Genomic DNA, 19,110 nt, shown 5'->3' with positions numbered 1-19,110 from the left:
TTTAAGTTTAATGATCATTACCATCCGGGATTTTGAATAATATTAGGGGTTTTGTCAATTTCGCTTTGCGGGATCGGAAACAAGTAATGTTTAGGCCCCTGGAATACCCTTCGTTCTACTACTGTTCGTTTATAGTAAGCATCATCCTGCAGGCTAGTTCCGGCACTGATGTTCATTCCATAAATAGGTCCGTTATCAGTCTGTGCAGCGATCTTCCAGCGGTGGCAATCAAAATAGCGGTGCGTCTCATAACTCAGCTCTACGCGACGTTCGTTCCTGATCCTTTCTCTCATTTGCTCAGCAGTAAGCCCGGCTGGAAGTATCGGCATTCCGGCGCGCTCCCGGATCAGATTCATGTATTTGTATACATCAGCAACCGGTCCGTCTGATTCATTTAATGCCTCAGCATAATCCAGATAGAATTCGCCAAGCCTGAAAAATATCCATGTTTTAAGTGAATATCTGCCCTGAGCAATATTTGCAGTCGGATCTACAGATTTCTTAAGCAGATAACCTGTAGTATTGTAATCCCTTCCGGCATTTCCTCTGCCATCGGCCCCACTAGACCAGAATTGCATGCGGCGGTCAATAAAATAAGCACCATTAAAGTTAATGGAAGCATAAAATCTGGGATCCCGGTGTACGTACATATTGCTGACCCCTTCCATCCAGCGGCCGGTCATGGCCGTAGCTGCATAGCCTGCTTCTGTATATCCGGAGGCTTGATTAATGATGGGTGAACCGTCATTGTTATACCCTAACACGGGTGCTTTTCCATTGTCCATTTCATAGGCATCTACCTGCTGCTGGGTCGGATTATAACCATTCCAACCACCCAGACTTCCCGGGAAGGCACATTTCTCGGTCATCCCGGGATAATAACCACCAATATCCGGTGTAGTACAATTACGAGCGAGGATTACTTCAATATTGTTGTTTTCCAGAAACAACTGCTGATAATTCTGAACGGGATCTGCATATTTTTTATAAAGCTGATAACCCGCAGCCTCACATTTATCGATGCATTCTTTGGCCGCAAGAGCAGCTGCTTTCCATTTTTCGGCCTGATACTGACCAGGGAAAAGTTTTACACCCTCTTTGTCTGTGAAACCTGCATAGTCAGGATTACCATTCCATAATGGGCTTGCTACATACAACAACATCCTTGCCTTTAGCGCCAGGGCAGCAGCAGCAGTAACCCGTCCGATATTCCTATCGGATGTAACCCTCATTGGCAACAAACTGATCGCCCTGTCACATTCTTTGGAAACAAAATCAATACCCTGATCAAGTGGCTGGCGTTTTATTTTAGTGAAATCATCGGCTACTCCTGCATCATAATCCATAATGGGAATAGGCCCATAGATTCGCATTAACCAAAAGTGATAAAAGGCACGGAGGTATACTGCTTCACCTATCCAACGATCTTTATCTTGTTGAGTAAAATCCTTACCCAAGGGAGTTTTATCTATATGTTTTAGAAAAATATTTGCTTTCCGTATACCTTCATACATATTGCGCCACTGTTGACTGGCCACATTATAGGCATTCCAGGAGCCCTTGTTCATCAGTTTTGCAAACTTCTCTGGCCAGGGTACGTTCATCTCATCAGAAGCAACTACAAATGGATTCGGATCTACCATATCAGTAAACCAGTTTTCAAGTGGAAGATCAGCATAAACATCCGATAAAAATGCTTCAGCATACCTGCGTTGAAGAAAAGCTTCTTCAATGGTGATGTCCTCTTCAGGGCTTTTATCCAGAAAATCTTTTTTACAAGAGGAGAACATCAAAAGCTGCACTAACAATAATCCACAGATTAAATATTTCATATCAAATTCTTTTATAATGGTTGTTGTTATATTATTTAAAATCAATCTGCAAACCTGCGTTGAATGATCGCTGTAAAGGGTACCCACCCGTTCCATCGTTAGATTCCGGATCGATGATCTTAATGTGATCCCATGTATACAGGTTCATACCGTTTACAAAAAATCTAAGTGAACTTACACCTATCCTACCCAACAATTGCTGGGGAAGTGTGTACCCTATTTCGAGATTACGTAACCTGAGGTAATTCCCGTTTTTCATCCATGTTGTAGAATTCAGGAAATTATTTGGATTGTTGCCAACATCGATTGCAGGATATTTCGCTTCCCGGTTCTCGGGTGTCCAGCGGTTGTTGTAATATTCGGTGAGCACATTATTTACACCCAGACCATCGTAGAAAGGCCACATTGAAGTGCCACTTAAGAAAATACTTGATTTGGCTGCTCCTGTAAAATACACGCTGAAATCAAAGCTTTTATAAGAAATTGTACCGCCAAAACCGAATGTCATTTGAGGAAGACGCGGATAACCTACAGGGATCTGATCGTAGGAATCAATTATGCCATCGCCGTTAATATCTTTGTATTTAACATCTCCGGGTCTTGGAATGGAAAAACTTTGTTTCGGACTTGTAGCGATGTCTTCTTCGCTCTGGAACAGTCCATCTGAGATAAAAGCAAAACTTTGATTTAAAGGAAGTCCTTTACCCGACAGATAGGAATACCGGCGTGTAGGCTCATCGTTTTCTACGATGGTATTCTTGGCAAATGTGAAATTGCCACGGAACGAATAGAAAAATCCGCCGGATGTCGTATTTCGCACTTCTATTAATCCATCTATCCCCTTGTTTTTAATTGCACCAATGTTTCCGTAAGGAATAGACCAGGGATAAAATCCGGTTACAAAAGGTACTGTTTGGCGTTGCAAAAGGATTCCGGTACGATCTTCATCAAACGCATCCACCTGCAAGGTTATTTTGTCATCAAAAAAACCAAGATCCAGGCCGATATTTCTTTTGGTTGCGCGCTCCCATGTGACGTTCTGATTGCCAATCTGGTTCTCTTCCATCCCATAAAAAAGCTGTTGATCCGGGCCAAACGGATAAGATTGTCCAACAGTTTTTACTGTACTTAAAAACAGGAAGCGCTGACTGATCTGATCATTACCCACTTTTCCGTAAGACGCTCTTAGTTTCAGGTTATTAATTGCAGACGCATTCCAGAACTTTTCATTGGAAACAACCCATCCGGCTGAGAAGGCCGGAAAGAAACCAAATCGTTTTCCCTTAGGAAAATTTTCGGATCCATTGTAGCCAAAATTAACCTCAGCAAGGTAACGGTTATCGTAGTTGTAGGTGACCCTTCCAGCTAAGCCCATTCGGCGAAAAGGAAGATTGGATACCGAACTACCAGCAGAAAGATCCACATAATCACGCTGATTATACAAAAGCATGGAAGTAAGATTGTGTTTATCAAATGAGCGCTCATAATTTAGCTGGGTTTCCATATAAATGGCCCTGTTGCTCCCGTTTTCTATATAATATCCGAGTGGCTTTTCTTCTCGGAATGGTTCACTATATAAGTCTTCTCCAGTTTCAGGATCCAGACCTAGATAGCGCTTCACCTCAAATTCCTTTACTCTTACATTATTGGTCTGGCCGTAACGATCATAAGAAAACAATCCCCTTAATGACAGACCTTTGGTAACCAGCTCAGACATATCCCATCTGGCCGCGAAAGTCCCTTGTAAGGTACTGCGGTCTTGTGTACTGTAACCTGATTGCGAGACTCTTCCCCAGGGATTCCATCCCACAAAAGTTTGAGCGCCCCCAGGTGTTCCATCAGGATTGGTGATTGGAAATGCAATTGGTGATATTGTTTTTAAGGATTGAAAGATATCAGGTGCTGAGAATCCAGGATAGTTGCCATTCTGAATAATCCCACCCAGACCAAGTTGCATGGTGAGACTTTTTGATAAGGTCAGGTCGATGTTGCTTCTAAAATTGTATCGTTTGATATTGGCATTCGTATTGAATTTATTGGTCATATCCTGTTTATAAATTCCATTTTGAAGGGTATAACCAACATTTGTATAATACTTGATGATTTCATTACCACCAGTTACACTTAAGTTATTGATGGTTTGCCAGGTATCACGCTTCAATACCGCATCCGTCCAGTTCGAATTGGGATACAGGTAAGGATCTGACCCATTTCCAAACTTCTCGAGTTCTTCATCTGACCATCTGGGCTGTTCACCGGCAAACATTCTTGCCTCATTCATCAGAGAAGCATACTGTTGTCCGTTAATATATTCCGGCAACCTTAAGGCATGCAAAGCCGCGGCCTCTGTCCTGAAAGTTACTGCAGGCTTGCCAGTAACTCCTCGCTTTGTTGTAATGAGGATAACGCCATTGGCACCGCGCACACCATAAACGGCTGTGGCAGATGCATCTTTTAATATGGTAAAGCTTTCTATCTCCTGCGCATTAATGTTATTCATATCCCGTTCTACCCCATCAATCAGTATAAGTGGAGCATTGTTTCCAAAAGTGGAAAGCCCGCGTATATAAACCTGTGCGGCATCATATCCAGGCTCTCCGCTAGCCTGGCGGGTAATAATGCCAGGCAGTTTCCCTGCAATGGCATTTGACAAAGATGGTGTAGAAACCCGCTGAACCTCTTTTACAGAAATTGTAGACAAAGACCCTGTAACAGAAATTTTCTTTTGCGTGCCGTAACCAACTACCGTTACTTCGTTCAGTTTATTTTCCTCATCCGGTTCGAGCTTAATTTTAAGTTCTTGTGATGATCCGATTCTGATGGTTTTATTTTTATAACCTATAAAGGAAAATTGCAGGGAATCATTTTCGGAAGTTACTGATATGGAGAACCTACCTCTTTGGTCAGTAACCGTTCCTTGTCCGCTTCCTTTTAGTCTGACAGAAACCCCGGGTATGGCTTCATCTTTTTCGTCAACCACCTCACCCCGGACAATCCGGTCGGCGACTTGGAAAGGCCAACTTTTGGCTTTGGCTTCTGTTACCAGGAACAGAATAATCAGAAATGCTAAAATTTTATTCATATAGTTGTTTGGTTTAGTGGTCTAAAACCGCAAAAAAGTAGCACAATAAACAATAACAATAGTTCAAAACCCCTCCTGATTGACAAAATAATCAATTTTGCGTTTTTTATGCGTTTTACAATACAAGTATAACCGCAAATATGATAACTTCCAAATGTTTTAACAGAAAAAAATTTTACTTTTGTTAAATCTGTTATAAACTACCTATGCGTAAAGAAGAAAGACACAAACTGATTATGAGGGAAATTAACCTCCACAATAAGGTTTTATCTGCCGATCTGAGTACTTTATTGAACATTTCAGACGATACAGTGAGGCGTGATCTGAAGGAACTGGCTGAATCAGGTAAGGTACTGAAAGTTCATGGCGGAGCCGCAAGCAAGTCTTTCGTAGCACCTTTTAACCTTCAAAACGAAGTATATGCGCTGGCAGAAAAGAAAAAAATTGCGGAAAAAGCGCTTAAGCTGATTAAAAATGACATGGTTATCCTTACTGAGGGGGGAACTACTATTCTTGAGCTGGCTAAAATGATTCCTAAAAATCTAAAAGCAACATTCTTTACCGTTAGCCCTCAGGCAGCCATTACCTTATCAGAACACAGCAACCTGGAAGTGATTACGATAGGTGGAAAACTCGGTAAAAACGCAAACCTGCATACCGGAACAAGTGTTATTAATCAATTAGCAGATCTAAAAGTAGACCTATGTTTGCTTGGAGCCAATGCTTTTTCTGTTGAGGAAGGCCTTACTGACATGGATTGGGAAATTGTACAGGTAATCAAAGCTATTGTGAATGCTTCCAGAAAAGTTGCGGTTTTGGCAATTGCAGAAAAACTGAATACATCGCAAAGAATCAGGATTTGTCCAATAAATAAGATAAACTACCTGATAACAGAGCTTCCTCCTGAAAGCACATACCTGGCCAATTTTCAAAATGATGATTTGAAACTTCTTTAGGTATAGGCGTTCCAAATATTAACCTCTACAAAGTTTCTTCATAATAATTCAGCTTACTGACGTTAATAGTATAGTATTAATGAATTATTATGAAGAAACTTTTTGCTATTATATCACTGTTATCCATTATTAGCTCCCATCAATTATTTGCCCAGACCGGTTTCGAACAGCTGATCAACGCAGGACCTGCCGATGCCACAAAACTGGTCGATGCTTATTCCAAGTCTCTTTTTAAGGGCTTTGGATTAGGTATGAACAGTGGGTGGACAAACAGCGCCCAGACCCTTGGACTGTACCATTTTGAAGTACGCGTTACCGGAACTGCTGTAATAGTACCTGCCTCTGGCAAATCATTTGACGTTACCCGGATCGGTTTGTCGAGCAACCTGCGTCCAGCTAACCCCAATGACGTCATTGCACCCTCCTTTAGCGGCAGCACCAGGTCTAACGGCCCGTTAATGGATGTTTATGATGAGAACAACAAAAAACTGGTTTCTTTTGAGCTACCCAGTGGAATGCTGGAGCGTTATGTACCTACACCGCAAATTCAGTTCACGGTAGGCCTGCTCGCCAATACAGATGTTACTATTCGGGCTGCGCCAAGATTCACAATTGGCCGGAAAATAGGTTCGGTTTCTCTAATTGGCTTTGGAATTAAACATAATTTTATGCGCGATTTGTCTAAAGATGCGCCTTTTGATCTCGCATTGGCCTTTAGTTACAACAACCTGAAATATAAGAAATCACTCAGCCTTCAGCCAATTGAGAATTCAGTACCGCAAGACAACGAACAGTCTACGAACTTTTCCGGACAAGAGATTTTTGGAAACTTTAATAACTATTTGTTCCAGGCATTAATATCCAAACAGTTTTCAGTGTTCACTCCCTTTCTGTCTGTAGGCTACAATGCATCAAGCGCCGACATGGGACTAAGCGGAAACTACCCAATAATCAGCGGTTATAACGGTGATCAGATTACTTATAAAACATTTTCTAATCCTGTAAGGATTGAGAGAACCTACCTAAAAGATTTTCGTGTAGATGCAGGTTTTCAGGTTAAGCTTCCTGTCGTTAGGCTTTATGCTTCTTATGGTGTTTCTGGAAATTATGGTATTGCCAATGCGGGCATCGGTATCGGCCTTTAATATCTTTTATTTATATAATTTGGAATTGGCATGACGAAAAGCCGGTTATCAAATAACTACTTTTGTAGTATGACGCAAAAAAGATACCTGTTCTTAATTTTAATACTTGGTTCACTCACCGCTCTCGGCCCCTTTTCTATCGATATGTATTTGCCGGGTTTTAAAGCAATAGCCAAAGACCTGAATACCACCGAAGCGAAGGTAGCCTGGTCGTTATCAAGCTATTTTATAGGTATCTCTGCTGGTCAGTTACTTTATGGACCGTTATTAGATCGTTTTGGTCGCAAAAAACCTTTATTTATTGGTTTACTGGTATATATTCTGGCAGCTGCCGGATGTGCGCTGGTTAAAGATATCGACTCGTTTATTGTATTGAGGTTTGTTCAGGCAATTGGGAGCTGTGCGGCTACTGTTGCATCGGTTGCCATGGTTCGCGATTTGTTTCCCGTTCGTGAAAATGCAAAGGTATTTGCCTTATTGATGCTTGTGCTGAGCGTTTCGCCTATGATTGCACCTACCGTAGGTGGTTATGTTACGGTGGCTTTTGGCTGGCATACAGTGTTTTTGATTTTACTGGGCTTAGGCTTGTTTAATTTGATAGCCAGCTGGCTTTGGTTGCCCGAAAGTTATAAGCCGGACACGACCATGTCATTAAAACCTAAACCCATAATAAACAACTTTATAGCGGTGTTACGTGAACCTACGTTTTACACGTATGCTTTTACCGGAGCTATGGCATTTGCTGGTTTGTTTGTATACATTACCAGCTCCCCTATTCTTTTTATGTCGCTATTTAAAGTGAAAGAAGAGACTTATGGATGGATCTTTGCTTTTCTTTCTGTAGGGTTTATTGGCGCAAGTCAGGTGAATACATTGATGCTAAGGAAATATAAAAGCGAGCAATTGATTTTTGCTGCTTTAATTGGACAGGTTATTACCGTAATTCTGTTTTTATTTGGCAGTATTAATGGTTGGTTCGGCCTTACCGAAACAATTGGTTTTCTATTTGTATTCTTGTGCTGCTTAGGTGTTGCTAACCCAAATGCTTTAGCGCTTTCGCTTGCTCCTTTTTCAAAAAATGCGGGTAGCGCATCTGCGTTGATGGGCGCGCTTCAAATGGGATTAGGTGCATTGGCATCGGCATGTATTGGCTTCTTTGAACAGACATCGGCTGTGCCGATGGTTTTGATTATGACAGTAACATCTGTGATTGCGCTTACTGTACTTTTTTTTGGAAGAAAGAATATTGTGGCAGCACCAGCGGGTAATTAGGTGATCGCTATATTTTTTTCTCCCCCCACGTAGGGGTATAAGTTAATCCTGTTGTCTTACTCTAAAACAAGACAACAATGAACATCAAATCTTTTATAACAGCATCAGTATTATTAGCTACCGGCGTAGTCGCAAATGCACAAAATCAAATGCCCGGCAAAATGCATATTGGTATAGTGTATCCTTTAAGCACTAACGGAACACATGCCCCTTTAGATACCAACAACCTTTCTTTTAACCTGCTTGGCGGTGTATCTGCAGCTGAACGGGGTTTGGCATTTGCGGGGCTTTCGAATGTGGTATTACATGATGCCAAAGGGTTCTTGTTTGCAGGTTTTTCTAATCATGTAATCAAAAATGCAGACGGCGGACAATTTGCTGGTTTCCTGAACACTTATGGCGGTGGCGATGGGTTTGCTTTTGCAGGCTTTGCTAACCTATCCTCAGGAAATATAAAGGGCGCTCAATTTGCAGGTTTCGCCAACATTACAAAAGAAATGAATGGTGCCCAGTTTGCAGGCTTCGGCAATGTAGCCAAAGGGGGAACAGCATCTCAGTTTGCTGGTTTCATCAATATAGCAAAAGATGTGAAAGGCGCTCAAATGGCTGGCTTCATGAATATTGCCAAAGATGTAAAAGGATCTCAAATTGCCGGTTTTATAAACATTGCCAAAAAGGTTAAAGGTGCCCAGATAGCCGGCTTTATAAACAYTKCRGAGWKMAKTKASTKTYYRAYMKGTATTGTAAACATTATAAAAAACGGCGAGAAAAGTATCGGTGTAAGTACCAACGACAACCTGACCACCATGCTAACCTTCAGATCGGGAGGCAGAGTGCTTTATGGCATTTTAGGAGTTGGATATAACTTTAAAAACGACAAAGAAGTGTATGCTGCTGAGGCCGGTATGGGAGCTCATTTTTTCCAGTCAAATCGCTTCAGGTTAAACACTGAATTAACGGCAATGAGTTTAGAAAGCTTCAAACACGGAGAATATTTTAGCGCTTCATTCCGTCTATTACCAGCTTTAAAGATCGCCAAATTTCTGGAGATCTATGGTGGCCCTTCTCWTAMCNTNASGKMWWCWCNYARYRSMKYYGRAGNMAANWGAKKTARAYRAGNACYMYWTYWCTANMAYSKKRWAAYMRRKGMMRTRAMYYMCAKGGACTATATGTAGGCTATACCGGAGGCATTCAGGTAATCTTTTAACCTAATGCAACCTTTAATTGAAATTAACAATCATCATTTATAACACACAAAAAACCAAACTACTATGAGAAACCTATTATTGTACGTTTACATCAGTCTGCTTTTTATCTCCTGTTCAAAAGACAGACTAACGGCCAGCGGTGATAAGATCACAGAAGAACGTAACCCAGGCAACTTTACCGGTATAAATGCAAGTGGCTCCAACCCAGTCCATGTGGTTTACGGCACCGATTTTAAGGTGGTATTAAAAGGGTCTGACAACCTGGTCCCTCACTTCAAAACCAAGGTTATGAGCAGTGTATTGTATCTGGAATATGAGCGCACCAGTGTACAGCACGACGATATTGAGGTATTTATTACCATGCCTTTGATAGACCGTGTTTCATTAAGCGGTAGCGGAGAGGTTGAAATAAAAGGCCAGTTCCCAGATGTAGATACCTTTAGGGCTTCTCTTAGCGGATCCGGAGAAATTGAGGTAGATGAGACCTTTAATGCAAGACAGGCAAAAGTAGATATTTCAGGTTCTGGCAATGCTGATCTGGAGAAACTAAACGTTAAAAATGCCGACATAGACATATCTGGAAGTGGCGATGTAAAAATCAAAGTACAGGAGCTGTTAAAAGCTGCAATTAGCGGCAGTGGCAAAGTATACTACTGGGGTACTCCACAGGTTAATTCCGATATCAGCGGTTCTGGAAAAGTAATTAAATTTTAAAAACTACGGTCATGGCTTCACTTCAATCATTTTGGCAAAACTTCATCTCTATATTCGGAGCGGCAAGAATTCCGATTAATGACATCCATCAGCTAGAGAAAAGTGCCCCCGACTTACTGATATATGCATTGCCGGTGGTATTCTTTTGCACTGCGCTGGAATGCGGATTTTCTCACTTTGCTGAGCATAAGAGCTATGAGAAGAAAGAAACTATAGGTTCGCTTTTTATTGGCCTTGGAAATTTAGCTGTTAACCTTTTAATGAAAGCAATATTGCTTTATGGAGCAGTGTGGATCTATAATGTTTTGCCATGGCGCATGCATTTGAACTGGTGGACCTTGATTCCGTGTTTTATCATTTATGATTACTGCAGTTATTGGTCGCACCGCATATCTCATTTCAACAGGTTCTTTTGGGCAACACATGTAGTGCATCACTCGGCCGAGCATTACAATTTAACGGTAGCCTTTAGACAAAGCTGGGTACAGCATTTTAAAACTGTTTTTTTTATTCCTGTAGCTTTAATGGGATTTAACCCGGTTATATTCTTTGTTGCCAGTCAATTGAGCACATTATATCAGTTTTGGGTACATACCGAAGCCATTGGAAAATTGCATCCTTTTCTTGAAAAATACTTTGGTACCCCATCTAACCACAGGGTGCATCACGGCAGTCAGGAGAAATACCTCGATAAGAACTTTGGTGCTACGTTTATGATCTGGGACCATTTGTTTGGCAGTTTTCAATACGAGGAAGAAAAGCCAGTGTATGGCCTTACTACCCCTGTAGACAATAAAACGAATCCTTTTATTTTGAATTTCCATGAATACAGGGACATGTTAAAGGATGTGAAGCAGAGCGATGGAATTAAAGAGATGCTTTTCTTCATTTTTGCCAGTCCGGGTAAGATTTACAGACACAAACTTGCCAATATCGAGAAAGCAGATAAAGCTCCTGTTTTAGATAAAGCAACCTACCTTAAAAACAAAGGAATAAAGGTTTTAAAGTTTGCAGGTATGTTATTGGTGATCATTTTATTGCTGAGTGAGTCGTTAGATGTTTTAAGTCAGCCATTAAAGAAAGCGGTTGAAGCTGAAATCTCGACCCTGCCTACTCCTATTGGAGAAAACCTGTTGTTTTTTCTGCAGAGGAACCCGGACGCCAATACGGTAATTTATGAACTTAACTTTAAAAGCGAAGGGGTTCTGGATCGTGAAAACCCGGTTAAAGGATCGTGGATCAGGTATACAGAACAAGGCAAATACAAAGAGCTGACCGGTATTGAGCGCAGGTTTGCGTATGGGGTAAAATGTAAAGCTTTGGAGAATGGGGAATTTGAGATCAGATTGGTTGCGTACAAAAAGCTTCCATTGTACCTTAAAAGGTCTGAAATTGACAACAAGTACAAAATTTATATAAAGGATGAGGGTAAGGATTTGTTGTTGAAACGGGTTTTTGTAAGGGTAAATGGTGGTTCGTTCTGGTTCCCAAAGGTGGAGTACATTGATTTGATAACAGTGAATAGCGCTTCGGGGATTGAGTTTTTAAAGCGGATTGAGATTTAGGTACGCCTCATCATGCTGAAATAAATTTGCTTAGCAGCTTCTTCGAGGTCAGCATGACGAGCACTTAGGAAAAACCAATATATTTGAACAGACCAACAATAAATTAAAGTAGTAAGAAACAAACCAGTGATAAATCAAAAAATCGCCCTTCTGCATCAATACGATGATAAAGCATTTGAGCAAATGTTCAAAGCGCATTATAAAGAGCTTCACTCCTATGCCAATGTAATGCTTAGGGACGAAGACACTGCGGAAGAAATTGTACAATCTATGTTTCTTAAATTCTGGGAAAAGAGAGAATTGTTAAACGTGCAGACATCAATAAAAGCGTATCTGTACAAATGTGTTTATAACGACAGCTTAAACTACCTTAAACACCAAAAAGTTAAAACGAAATACCAGGATTTTGCGGCATATACCATGAACGATCATCACGAAGCTGCATCATCAAGAGTAGAGCTTACTGAGCTTCAATTTAAGTTGCAGGAGGCATTAAATGAATTACCTGAACATTGCAGGACCATTTTCCAGATGAGCAGGTTTGAGGAATTAAAGTACAGAGAAATAGCCGAGCAACTGGACCTTTCTATTAAAACAGTAGAAAACCAGATGGGCAAAGCTTTAAAGATATTACGTTTGAAACTGGCCGATTTCGTCACGTTCATTTTACCAGGCATAATCATGTATTACAAGGATTTTTTTAATTAAGAGGAACAGATGACCGAGGAAATATTGATAAAGTTTCTTTTAAAAGAAACAAGTGAAGAGGAAAGTACTGCTGTACAAAAATGGCTGGACGAGGCTACCTCTAACAGGGCCGAATTTATCCAGCTGGAAAAAATCTGGACTGCAAGTAAAAGTTTAAGTACTACTAGCAATCTTGATGAGGAACAGGCATGGATAAAATTCAAAGCAAGAACGTCCATGGGATCAAATGAAGCTATTGTGCGACCAATTAAACAAGATTTTGGCTGGTTGAAAATTGCCGCAGTATTGGTTTTAGTGGCAGGAGCATGGATGATGTACAATGTATTTGGCCATGCAAATTATACGGATCTTGTGGCCGGCAATAAGGTGATCATTGAGCACCTTCCTGACGGATCGGAAGTAACTTTGAATAAAAATTCGCAGATCAGCTACGTTACAGATTTTAAAGACGACCGCAGTGTGAGGCTTAAAAAAGGTGATGTGTTTTTTAATGTAGCGCACGATAAATCAAAACCGTTTGTAATAAAGATTAATAAGGTATCAGTAACGGTTGTTGGTACGTCCTTTAATGTGAAACACTTAAAAGGAGAAACTGAAGTAATTGTAGAGACAGGTATTGTAAAGGTGAGCAATGGCAATGAAATGGTAGAGCTGCATAAAGGAGAAAAAGTTTTGATTAAAGAGGTATCACCTAAATTGATTAAAGAGCAGAATACAGACCAGTTATATAGCTATTACCGCAGCGGAAAGTTTGTGTTCTATAAAACGCCTCTTTGGAAGGTAGTAGAGGTTTTGAATGAGGCGTATGATGTGCGTATTGTTATACAAGACCCTTCTATTGCCAATGAAACACTTAATACTACGCTTGAAGAGGCTAATCAATTAGATAAAAACCTGGGCTACATTAAAGAGACTATGCAGAATTTAAAAATAGAACGTAACGATGGACAGATCACACTGTCTAAAATTAAATAATGAGATTAAAAATAATCATAGCCCTATTATTTATAACCGGATATTGTAAGGGCCAGTCTTCCGTAACCAATTACCTGCGTAATTTGGACAGAAGGGTTAATTTGGATATAAAAGAACAACCGATTTCTGAAGTGCTCAATAAAATGAGTAAGGCAGGTGATTTCTATTTCTCGTACACAGGCTCTTTATTTAAGCAGGATAGCATTGTAAACCTGAAGGTGAAGGATATGCAGGTTAGAGATATCCTTGATCGCTTATTTAACGGAAAAGTGGATTATAAAGAAACCGGACAGTACATTATACTTCGCTATGCGGCTAACCACCTTACTATTGAACCTGAAAACATTACCAGCGCTGATAAACTGTACATCATTAGCGGATATGTTATTGATACGGAAACTGGCAAAAAAATAAAACAGGCGAGTGTTTACGAAAAGCGTTTACTTCAATCGACACTTACCGATAACGAGGGTTATTTCAGGCTTCGCTTTAAGGGTGACCATACGGATGTGACGTTAACGGCCAGTAAAGATACCTACAGAGATACTTCGCTGGTTTTTTTGGCTGACATTACCGTTAAGCCCGAAGGTTATAAAGAGGAAGATTCTGAGCAGGGCAGTGAGTTTTTTAATTCCATAGAGAATTCGGGAATCAGCAGATTCTTTATTTCTTCAAAACAAAGAATGCAGAGTTTAAATATTCCTGATTTCTTTGCAAACACCCCCTTTCAGGCTTCGCTTACCCCCGGTTTAAGTACACACGGGATCATGAGTTCGCAGGTGATAAATAAAGTATCACTGAATATTTTAGGTGGTTATACAGCAGGAACAGATGGCGTTGAGGTGGCCGGTGTGTTTAACATTACCAAAGGAAACGTGAAGAAGTTGCAGGTAGCCGGTGTGTTTAATGGCGTGGGTGGCTCTGTAGATGGCGTACAGGTAGCTGGGGTACTTAACGATGTAAGAACGAGTGTTAAAGGTGTGCAGGTTGCTGGTTTACTTAACCACGTGAAGGAGAAAGCCGAAGGTTTTCAAATTGCAGGGCTTGCCAATGTGGTATCCAAGGATGCGAAAGGTATGCAAGTTGCAGGCCTGATCAATGTAGTATCTCAGGACACAAAGGGTTTTCAGATTGCAGGGCTTGGGAATCTCGCCTCTAAAAACCTTAATGGAATGCAAATAGCAGGTCTTGGTAACATCACCTCACAACGAATGAAGGGAATTCAGATTGCTGGTTTGTTTAATTACGCTAAGGAAATGGATGGTTTACAGATTGGTATGGTAAATATTTCAGGAAAATCGGATGGCTATAGCCTAGGCCTAATCAACTTTGTTAAAAACGGCTATCATAAGCTTAGTTTCTCTACAAATGAGACCATAAATGCGAATATTTCTTTTAAAATGGGGAATGCAAAGTTGTACAACATCATATTGGCTGGAAAAAACTTCGCCGATTCTGCTAATATTGAAACTGCGGGTTTGGGCTTTGGCCACGACTTTATATTCAGCAACAGATTTTCTGTAGCTGCCGAGATCACCTCTCAATACTTATATCTGGGCACCTGGGACTATTCTAATTTCCTGCACAGGTTCCAGACCAACCTCCAGATTCAGTTGATTAAAGGAATAACCATATTTGGTGGGCCGGTTTATTCAATCTACGCTACAGAAGCCCCTGAAGGATCAAGTGGTAAAGGCTACAAGCAAAATATTGCCCCTGCAAAGCATGATTACATCAGCAAAAGGGCTAAGGGTTGGATTGGCTGGAATGTGGGTATTACCATTATGTAGCGGTTAGCATTTTTACCACTTCGGCTACTCCGGCGGTTGCTGTTTTTTCTATTTTAACTATGTTTTTATAATGGTCTACCTCAGGTATTTTAGGGTCAATTATGTATTTAACAGTGGTACGCGAACAAAATTTATTAATCCTGCTGCCGGATAAACAGCCAGAGAAGTACCTATCAACATAAAAACATGGGCTTTTGAGCAAATTGAAGTAGCAGGACCTATCATGGGTACATCTTCTCCAAACCAAACTATATGTGGCCTTAGTTGCGAGCCAAGTTCACAGTACTCCCCTGTTTTAAGTTCCCATCCGATGATGGGATAAGTTAAGTCGGGGTTCAGATCTGATTGTGAGTGGGTAATTACGCCGTGTAAATGGGTAACTTTTGTTGATCCGGCGCGCTCGTGCAAATCATCTATGTTTTGGGTAATGATGTGTACATCGAAAAATTCTTCGAGCCCCGCAAGCGCTTTATGAGCGGCGTTTGGCTGTGCTTCCAACACTTGCTTCCTTCTTTGGTTATAAAAGTCCTGTACCATCGCAGGGTTGCGTTTCCAGGCCTCTGGTGTAGCTACATCGTAAACGTTGTACCCTTCCCAAAGTCCATCGGTATCTCTGAAGGTTTTTAAACCGCTTTCGGCGCTAATGCCTGCACCGGTTAATACTACAAGTTTTCTTTTCATAAGAATTGTTTGGCTTTTGAGTTAGCTGTTTGGTTAAAAGGCCGTCTTGTCCTGGCGTTCGTTATCCTGATTTTAACGCTGTCGTCATCCTGAATTCATTTCAGCATCCTGCGCCAGAAAGGCGGAATATTCCGGGATGCTGAAATGAATTCAGGATGACGACCTCAACTAATTTCCTGTTAAATATAAAAAGGCTGTTCAAAAGAACAGCCTTCAATATTTCAATATAATATTAATATAATAAATACTTTAATTACAATTATACCGCTGTATTTGCTGATAAACTTAAACGGGGATACTTGGCTCTTAGTATTTCAAAAGCGCCGAACATAATGGCACCGTAAGCAAGTGTTCCATAAAGGAATAACCTCTCGTAAGGTATTGCTGCGCCTAAGCACTTAATGTATCCTGCCAAGGTCGGCTCGTACAATCCCGGGAAATACATTACGCCAATATCGGCAACGATCCAGTGCACAAAAACTGCAAGTACTGATGCCCCAAGGAAACTCAATACCGTAACTTTCCTGATGATCAGCTTGGCAACCAGAACCATTAGTACAAACGCGATATAGGTCCAGTACCAACCTGCATAAAAGAAGCCGTAACCAGATGTTTTTGCGATGAAAATATCGCTTAACAATAAAAGCAACAACGGAAATCCGAAGGCTTTGTAATTGTTATTAAAATATGCTCCTCCAAATAAGGCTATCGCCCCTACTGCAGAGAAATTTGCAATTTCTTTGAAATTATCTGAAAGTGGCGCAGCAACACGAATGAGGCTGATCACTACAATAATTAGCAAAAGAATGGCAGTACGTGGATTGAATTTAAATTCAGACATATTTTTAAAATTATAACACAAAGTTATATTATTTCTATGGTATAAAAAAACAAGGTATTTATTATGAAAACCGTTATATTTTAATGAAACACGAACATTGCCGGGAAATAATATCCTTCGTAAGGAATCTTTTTAACTAAGTTACCCGATGTGGCATCGTAAAAGTAAATGTTGTTTACGCCATAATTGGTTCCATAACCGTCTTGAACAGTTGTGGTTACAATCTGGTTGGTTTTAGCATAATAACCAAGATTCTTTTTGTAGAATGACTGCTTATCTGGAGTGGTTATAAAAGGCTGGTCAAGTGATGCTTTATTTCCTTCGATATATCTGTATAGCATTTTACCTCCGCCAAATCCTGGCGATTTTAAAAGGTAAACCGTATTTTCTTTAGTAGATGCGAGTATTGGCGATGAGAACCATACGAACCATGTACTTGCAGGTGTAAAAGGCAATTCTACGCTATCAGTAGCTAAGGTTAAAGGATCGGAGTTATAAAGGAATTTTCCTTTTGTATACCAAACTTTATTGTTTGGAGTTTGAGCAAAACCCAGTGTAACATCTTTTATTTTTTTGGCTACAGTAAGATCTGCAGCATTGTAAATTACTGCTCCTTCTGATTGAGAGAGGGTGTAAACGTATTTTCCGGCCTTAAACATGTCTCCTGTTTGGCCACTGGTTCCTGCAAGTTGTGTGGCGGCGTAAGTTTTAAGGTTAACTTTAAAGATACCTTTGCTGCTACTTAAAAGGCCATTGTTTTCGTCGAGACCGACAAAAGCCCGCCAATCGCTTTGAGGTGATGCAGGGATACGGCCAACCTCTTTAAGTGTCTTAGCATCAGCGACTACAACAGGGCCACCTATTTTACTTACTACATATAGGTTTTTATTGAATATGGTTGCAAACTGAATCGTTGAGCTTTTAGGCTCAAAGTCTTTTCCGGGGTTTTCTTTCTGAAAAACGCTGTCTTTTAATGTGCCTGAAACGGCGTCGAAAAAGGTTACTGAACCTGTACCATGACCATACCAGCCCTCGTTGATCACAAAGAATCCGTCTTCGAATTTTCCTTGCTCAGGTTGTTGAATTTCTTGGTCGTTGTCTTTTTTACAAGAAAATAGAGTTCCGGCTAATACTGCAAGTAAAAGCGATTTTTTAAAACTAAAGTTGTTCATTTAATTGTTTTGATTTTTTTGGAGCGGCTTATTATAAAATTGATTTAATTATTAATTGGGGGGATTATTTAGCCAGGTTTAAATCCGCAACACCTAATATTTCGGTCGACAGCTCGCCTAACCAGCCAAGATCTGCCTGGATACCCGTTTGAATTTTGATGAAATCTATGCCGGCAAGGTGTACCACTTTGCCATCTTTATCAATGGCATTGGCAATATCTATATTGTCGCCGCCTACCTTATTATCGGCATATCCAAATTCAAATGGTGCACTGGTAATATATGTTGACGTTTCAGGTTTAATCCCCGAGGAAGGCAGCAATGTGCCTTTAAGTGTGTATTCGCTACCATCTACCCATGATGGAAATGCCAGTGAGGTAGCCCCTGCAATGGTAACTACACCTGTTTTTCCTTTATTGTCTTTCCAGGATACGCTGCCGCCTGTGGTTGGTTTTGTATAAGTTACTTCGTAATCGCGAACGTATCCTTCCTTACCAAATTCACTTCCTTTTAGCTCGTACCACGTATCATCAGGTTTACCGTTTCCATTCTCATCTTGCATTACCCAAATTACACCTGGTTCCGCCCAGTTTGACTGAGCGTTGCCATAAATAACAATGTCGTCTTTCTGATTTTCATTGATCACCGTATGGTCGAAACCGAGCACAATGTATCCACCCCAGGCACCAAGAGATACGATGCCCTCTTTACCCTCGATGCTTTTTGCGCCCTCTAGTGTTCCTAAAGATTTATTGGTGAATTGCCCTGGAGCTGGTAAATATTCAAATACTTTGGTTACGTAATTATTGCTTCCAGGATTTGAAGGCACTGTTGGGATACCTACATTAACTACATACTTATAGTTAAAAGAGCCACTGCTATTTGTAGCAGTGTACTCTATGTTATATATACCTGCTTTTAGTGGGGTAAAATCGTAAGTTGAGGTATTACTGGTAACTTCACCTTCTAATTTCCATTCCTGATCATAAACCTTATCGTTGACATTAAAAGCTGAAAATGCGATCTTTTCATTGACCTTTCCGTTTATTGGGCTATCTTCAATTTTCATTTTAACCACGGGAGCCTGCTCCGCATCCTCGTCTTTTGTACAGGCAGATAGAACACTAATGCTCAATAAGGCGAAAAGTAGGTAATGTTTAATGCTCATA

At 40.6% G+C, this 19,110-nt stretch carries 14 protein-coding genes and 1 pseudogene; 9 read left to right on the top strand and 6 right to left on the bottom strand.

Going from position 1 to position 19,110, the window contains the following annotated elements; all coding sequences use genetic code 11:
- Window positions 1-17 precede the first annotated feature (17 nt).
- The gene (locus N824_RS10120) at window positions 18-1,832 is read right to left on the bottom strand and encodes a RagB/SusD family nutrient uptake outer membrane protein (RefSeq protein ID WP_048905064.1); all 1,815 of its coding nucleotides are present in this window, start codon (window positions 1,830-1,832) and stop codon (window positions 18-20) included.
- 31 nt (window positions 1,833-1,863) lie between these two features.
- Window positions 1,864-4,914: a TonB-dependent receptor gene (locus tag N824_RS10115; RefSeq protein WP_048905027.1), complete on the bottom strand. Its 3,051-nt coding sequence runs from the start codon at window positions 4,912-4,914 to the stop codon at window positions 1,864-1,866.
- A 206-nt stretch (window positions 4,915-5,120) separates the two neighbouring features.
- Here N824_RS10115 and N824_RS10110 point away from each other — a divergent pair, with 206 nt between their 5' ends.
- The 9 genes and pseudogenes from N824_RS10110 (at window position 5,121) to N824_RS10070 (ending at window position 15,247) form a co-directional block, all read left to right on the top strand.
- The gene (locus N824_RS10110) at window positions 5,121-5,870 is read left to right on the top strand and encodes a DeoR/GlpR family DNA-binding transcription regulator (RefSeq protein ID WP_048905026.1); all 750 of its coding nucleotides are present in this window, start codon (window positions 5,121-5,123) and stop codon (window positions 5,868-5,870) included.
- 89 nt (window positions 5,871-5,959) lie between these two features.
- The gene (locus N824_RS10105) at window positions 5,960-7,015 is read left to right on the top strand and encodes a DUF6588 family protein (protein ID WP_048905025.1); all 1,056 of its coding nucleotides are present in this window, start codon (window positions 5,960-5,962) and stop codon (window positions 7,013-7,015) included.
- Between the two features lie 69 nt (window positions 7,016-7,084).
- Complete coding sequence (locus N824_RS10100; RefSeq protein ID WP_048905024.1) at window positions 7,085-8,287, top strand: multidrug effflux MFS transporter; 1,203 nt, start codon at window positions 7,085-7,087, stop codon at window positions 8,285-8,287.
- Between the two features lie 77 nt (window positions 8,288-8,364).
- Window positions 8,365-9,462 (top strand): annotated as a pseudogene (locus N824_RS10095) (hypothetical protein).
- Between the two features lie 96 nt (window positions 9,463-9,558).
- Entirely contained in the window at window positions 9,559-10,209 is a 651-nt protein-coding gene (locus N824_RS10090; RefSeq protein ID WP_048905023.1) for a head GIN domain-containing protein, read from the top strand.
- An 11-nt stretch (window positions 10,210-10,220) separates the two neighbouring features.
- The gene (locus N824_RS28970; RefSeq protein WP_084498264.1) at window positions 10,221-11,774 is read left to right on the top strand and encodes a DUF4833 domain-containing protein; all 1,554 of its coding nucleotides are present in this window, start codon (window positions 10,221-10,223) and stop codon (window positions 11,772-11,774) included.
- Window positions 11,775-11,900: 126 nt separating this feature from the next.
- Entirely contained in the window at window positions 11,901-12,482 is a 582-nt protein-coding gene (locus N824_RS10080) for an RNA polymerase sigma-70 factor (protein ID WP_048905022.1), read from the top strand.
- Window positions 12,483-12,491: 9 nt separating this feature from the next.
- Window positions 12,492-13,457, top strand: coding sequence for a FecR family protein (locus N824_RS10075; protein WP_048905021.1), 966 nt, complete (start codon window positions 12,492-12,494; stop codon window positions 13,455-13,457).
- Window positions 13,457-15,247, top strand: coding sequence for an STN and carboxypeptidase regulatory-like domain-containing protein (locus tag N824_RS10070; RefSeq protein WP_048905020.1), 1,791 nt, complete (start codon window positions 13,457-13,459; stop codon window positions 15,245-15,247). The genes N824_RS10075 and N824_RS10070 overlap by 1 nt, the downstream gene beginning before the upstream one ends.
- Before the next feature lie 99 nt (window positions 15,248-15,346).
- On the opposite strand, the gene N824_RS10065 is transcribed toward N824_RS10070, so the two are convergent.
- From N824_RS10065 to N824_RS10050, 4 genes are all read right to left on the bottom strand, one after another.
- Window positions 15,347-15,928: a Sir2 family NAD-dependent protein deacetylase gene (locus N824_RS10065; protein ID WP_306413886.1), complete on the bottom strand. Its 582-nt coding sequence runs from the start codon at window positions 15,926-15,928 to the stop codon at window positions 15,347-15,349.
- Window positions 15,929-16,187: 259 nt separating this feature from the next.
- Window positions 16,188-16,769, bottom strand: coding sequence for a DUF6580 family putative transport protein (locus tag N824_RS10060; RefSeq protein ID WP_048905019.1), 582 nt, complete (start codon window positions 16,767-16,769; stop codon window positions 16,188-16,190).
- A gap of 80 nt (window positions 16,770-16,849) precedes the next feature.
- Window positions 16,850-17,941, bottom strand: a complete 1,092-nt coding sequence (locus N824_RS10055) for a DUF5074 domain-containing protein (RefSeq protein WP_052334105.1) — start codon at window positions 17,939-17,941, stop codon at window positions 16,850-16,852.
- Between the two features lie 64 nt (window positions 17,942-18,005).
- The gene (locus tag N824_RS10050; protein ID WP_048905018.1) at window positions 18,006-19,109 is read right to left on the bottom strand and encodes a cell surface protein; all 1,104 of its coding nucleotides are present in this window, start codon (window positions 19,107-19,109) and stop codon (window positions 18,006-18,008) included.
- Window position 19,110: the final 1 nt, after the last annotated feature.

The sequence above is a fragment of the Pedobacter sp. V48 genome, assembly GCF_000523515.1.
Classification (GTDB): domain Bacteria; phylum Bacteroidota; class Bacteroidia; order Sphingobacteriales; family Sphingobacteriaceae; genus Pedobacter.
The sequence above is the reverse complement of the archived record's forward strand: the minus strand, read 5'-3'. Positions and strand labels throughout refer to the sequence as shown.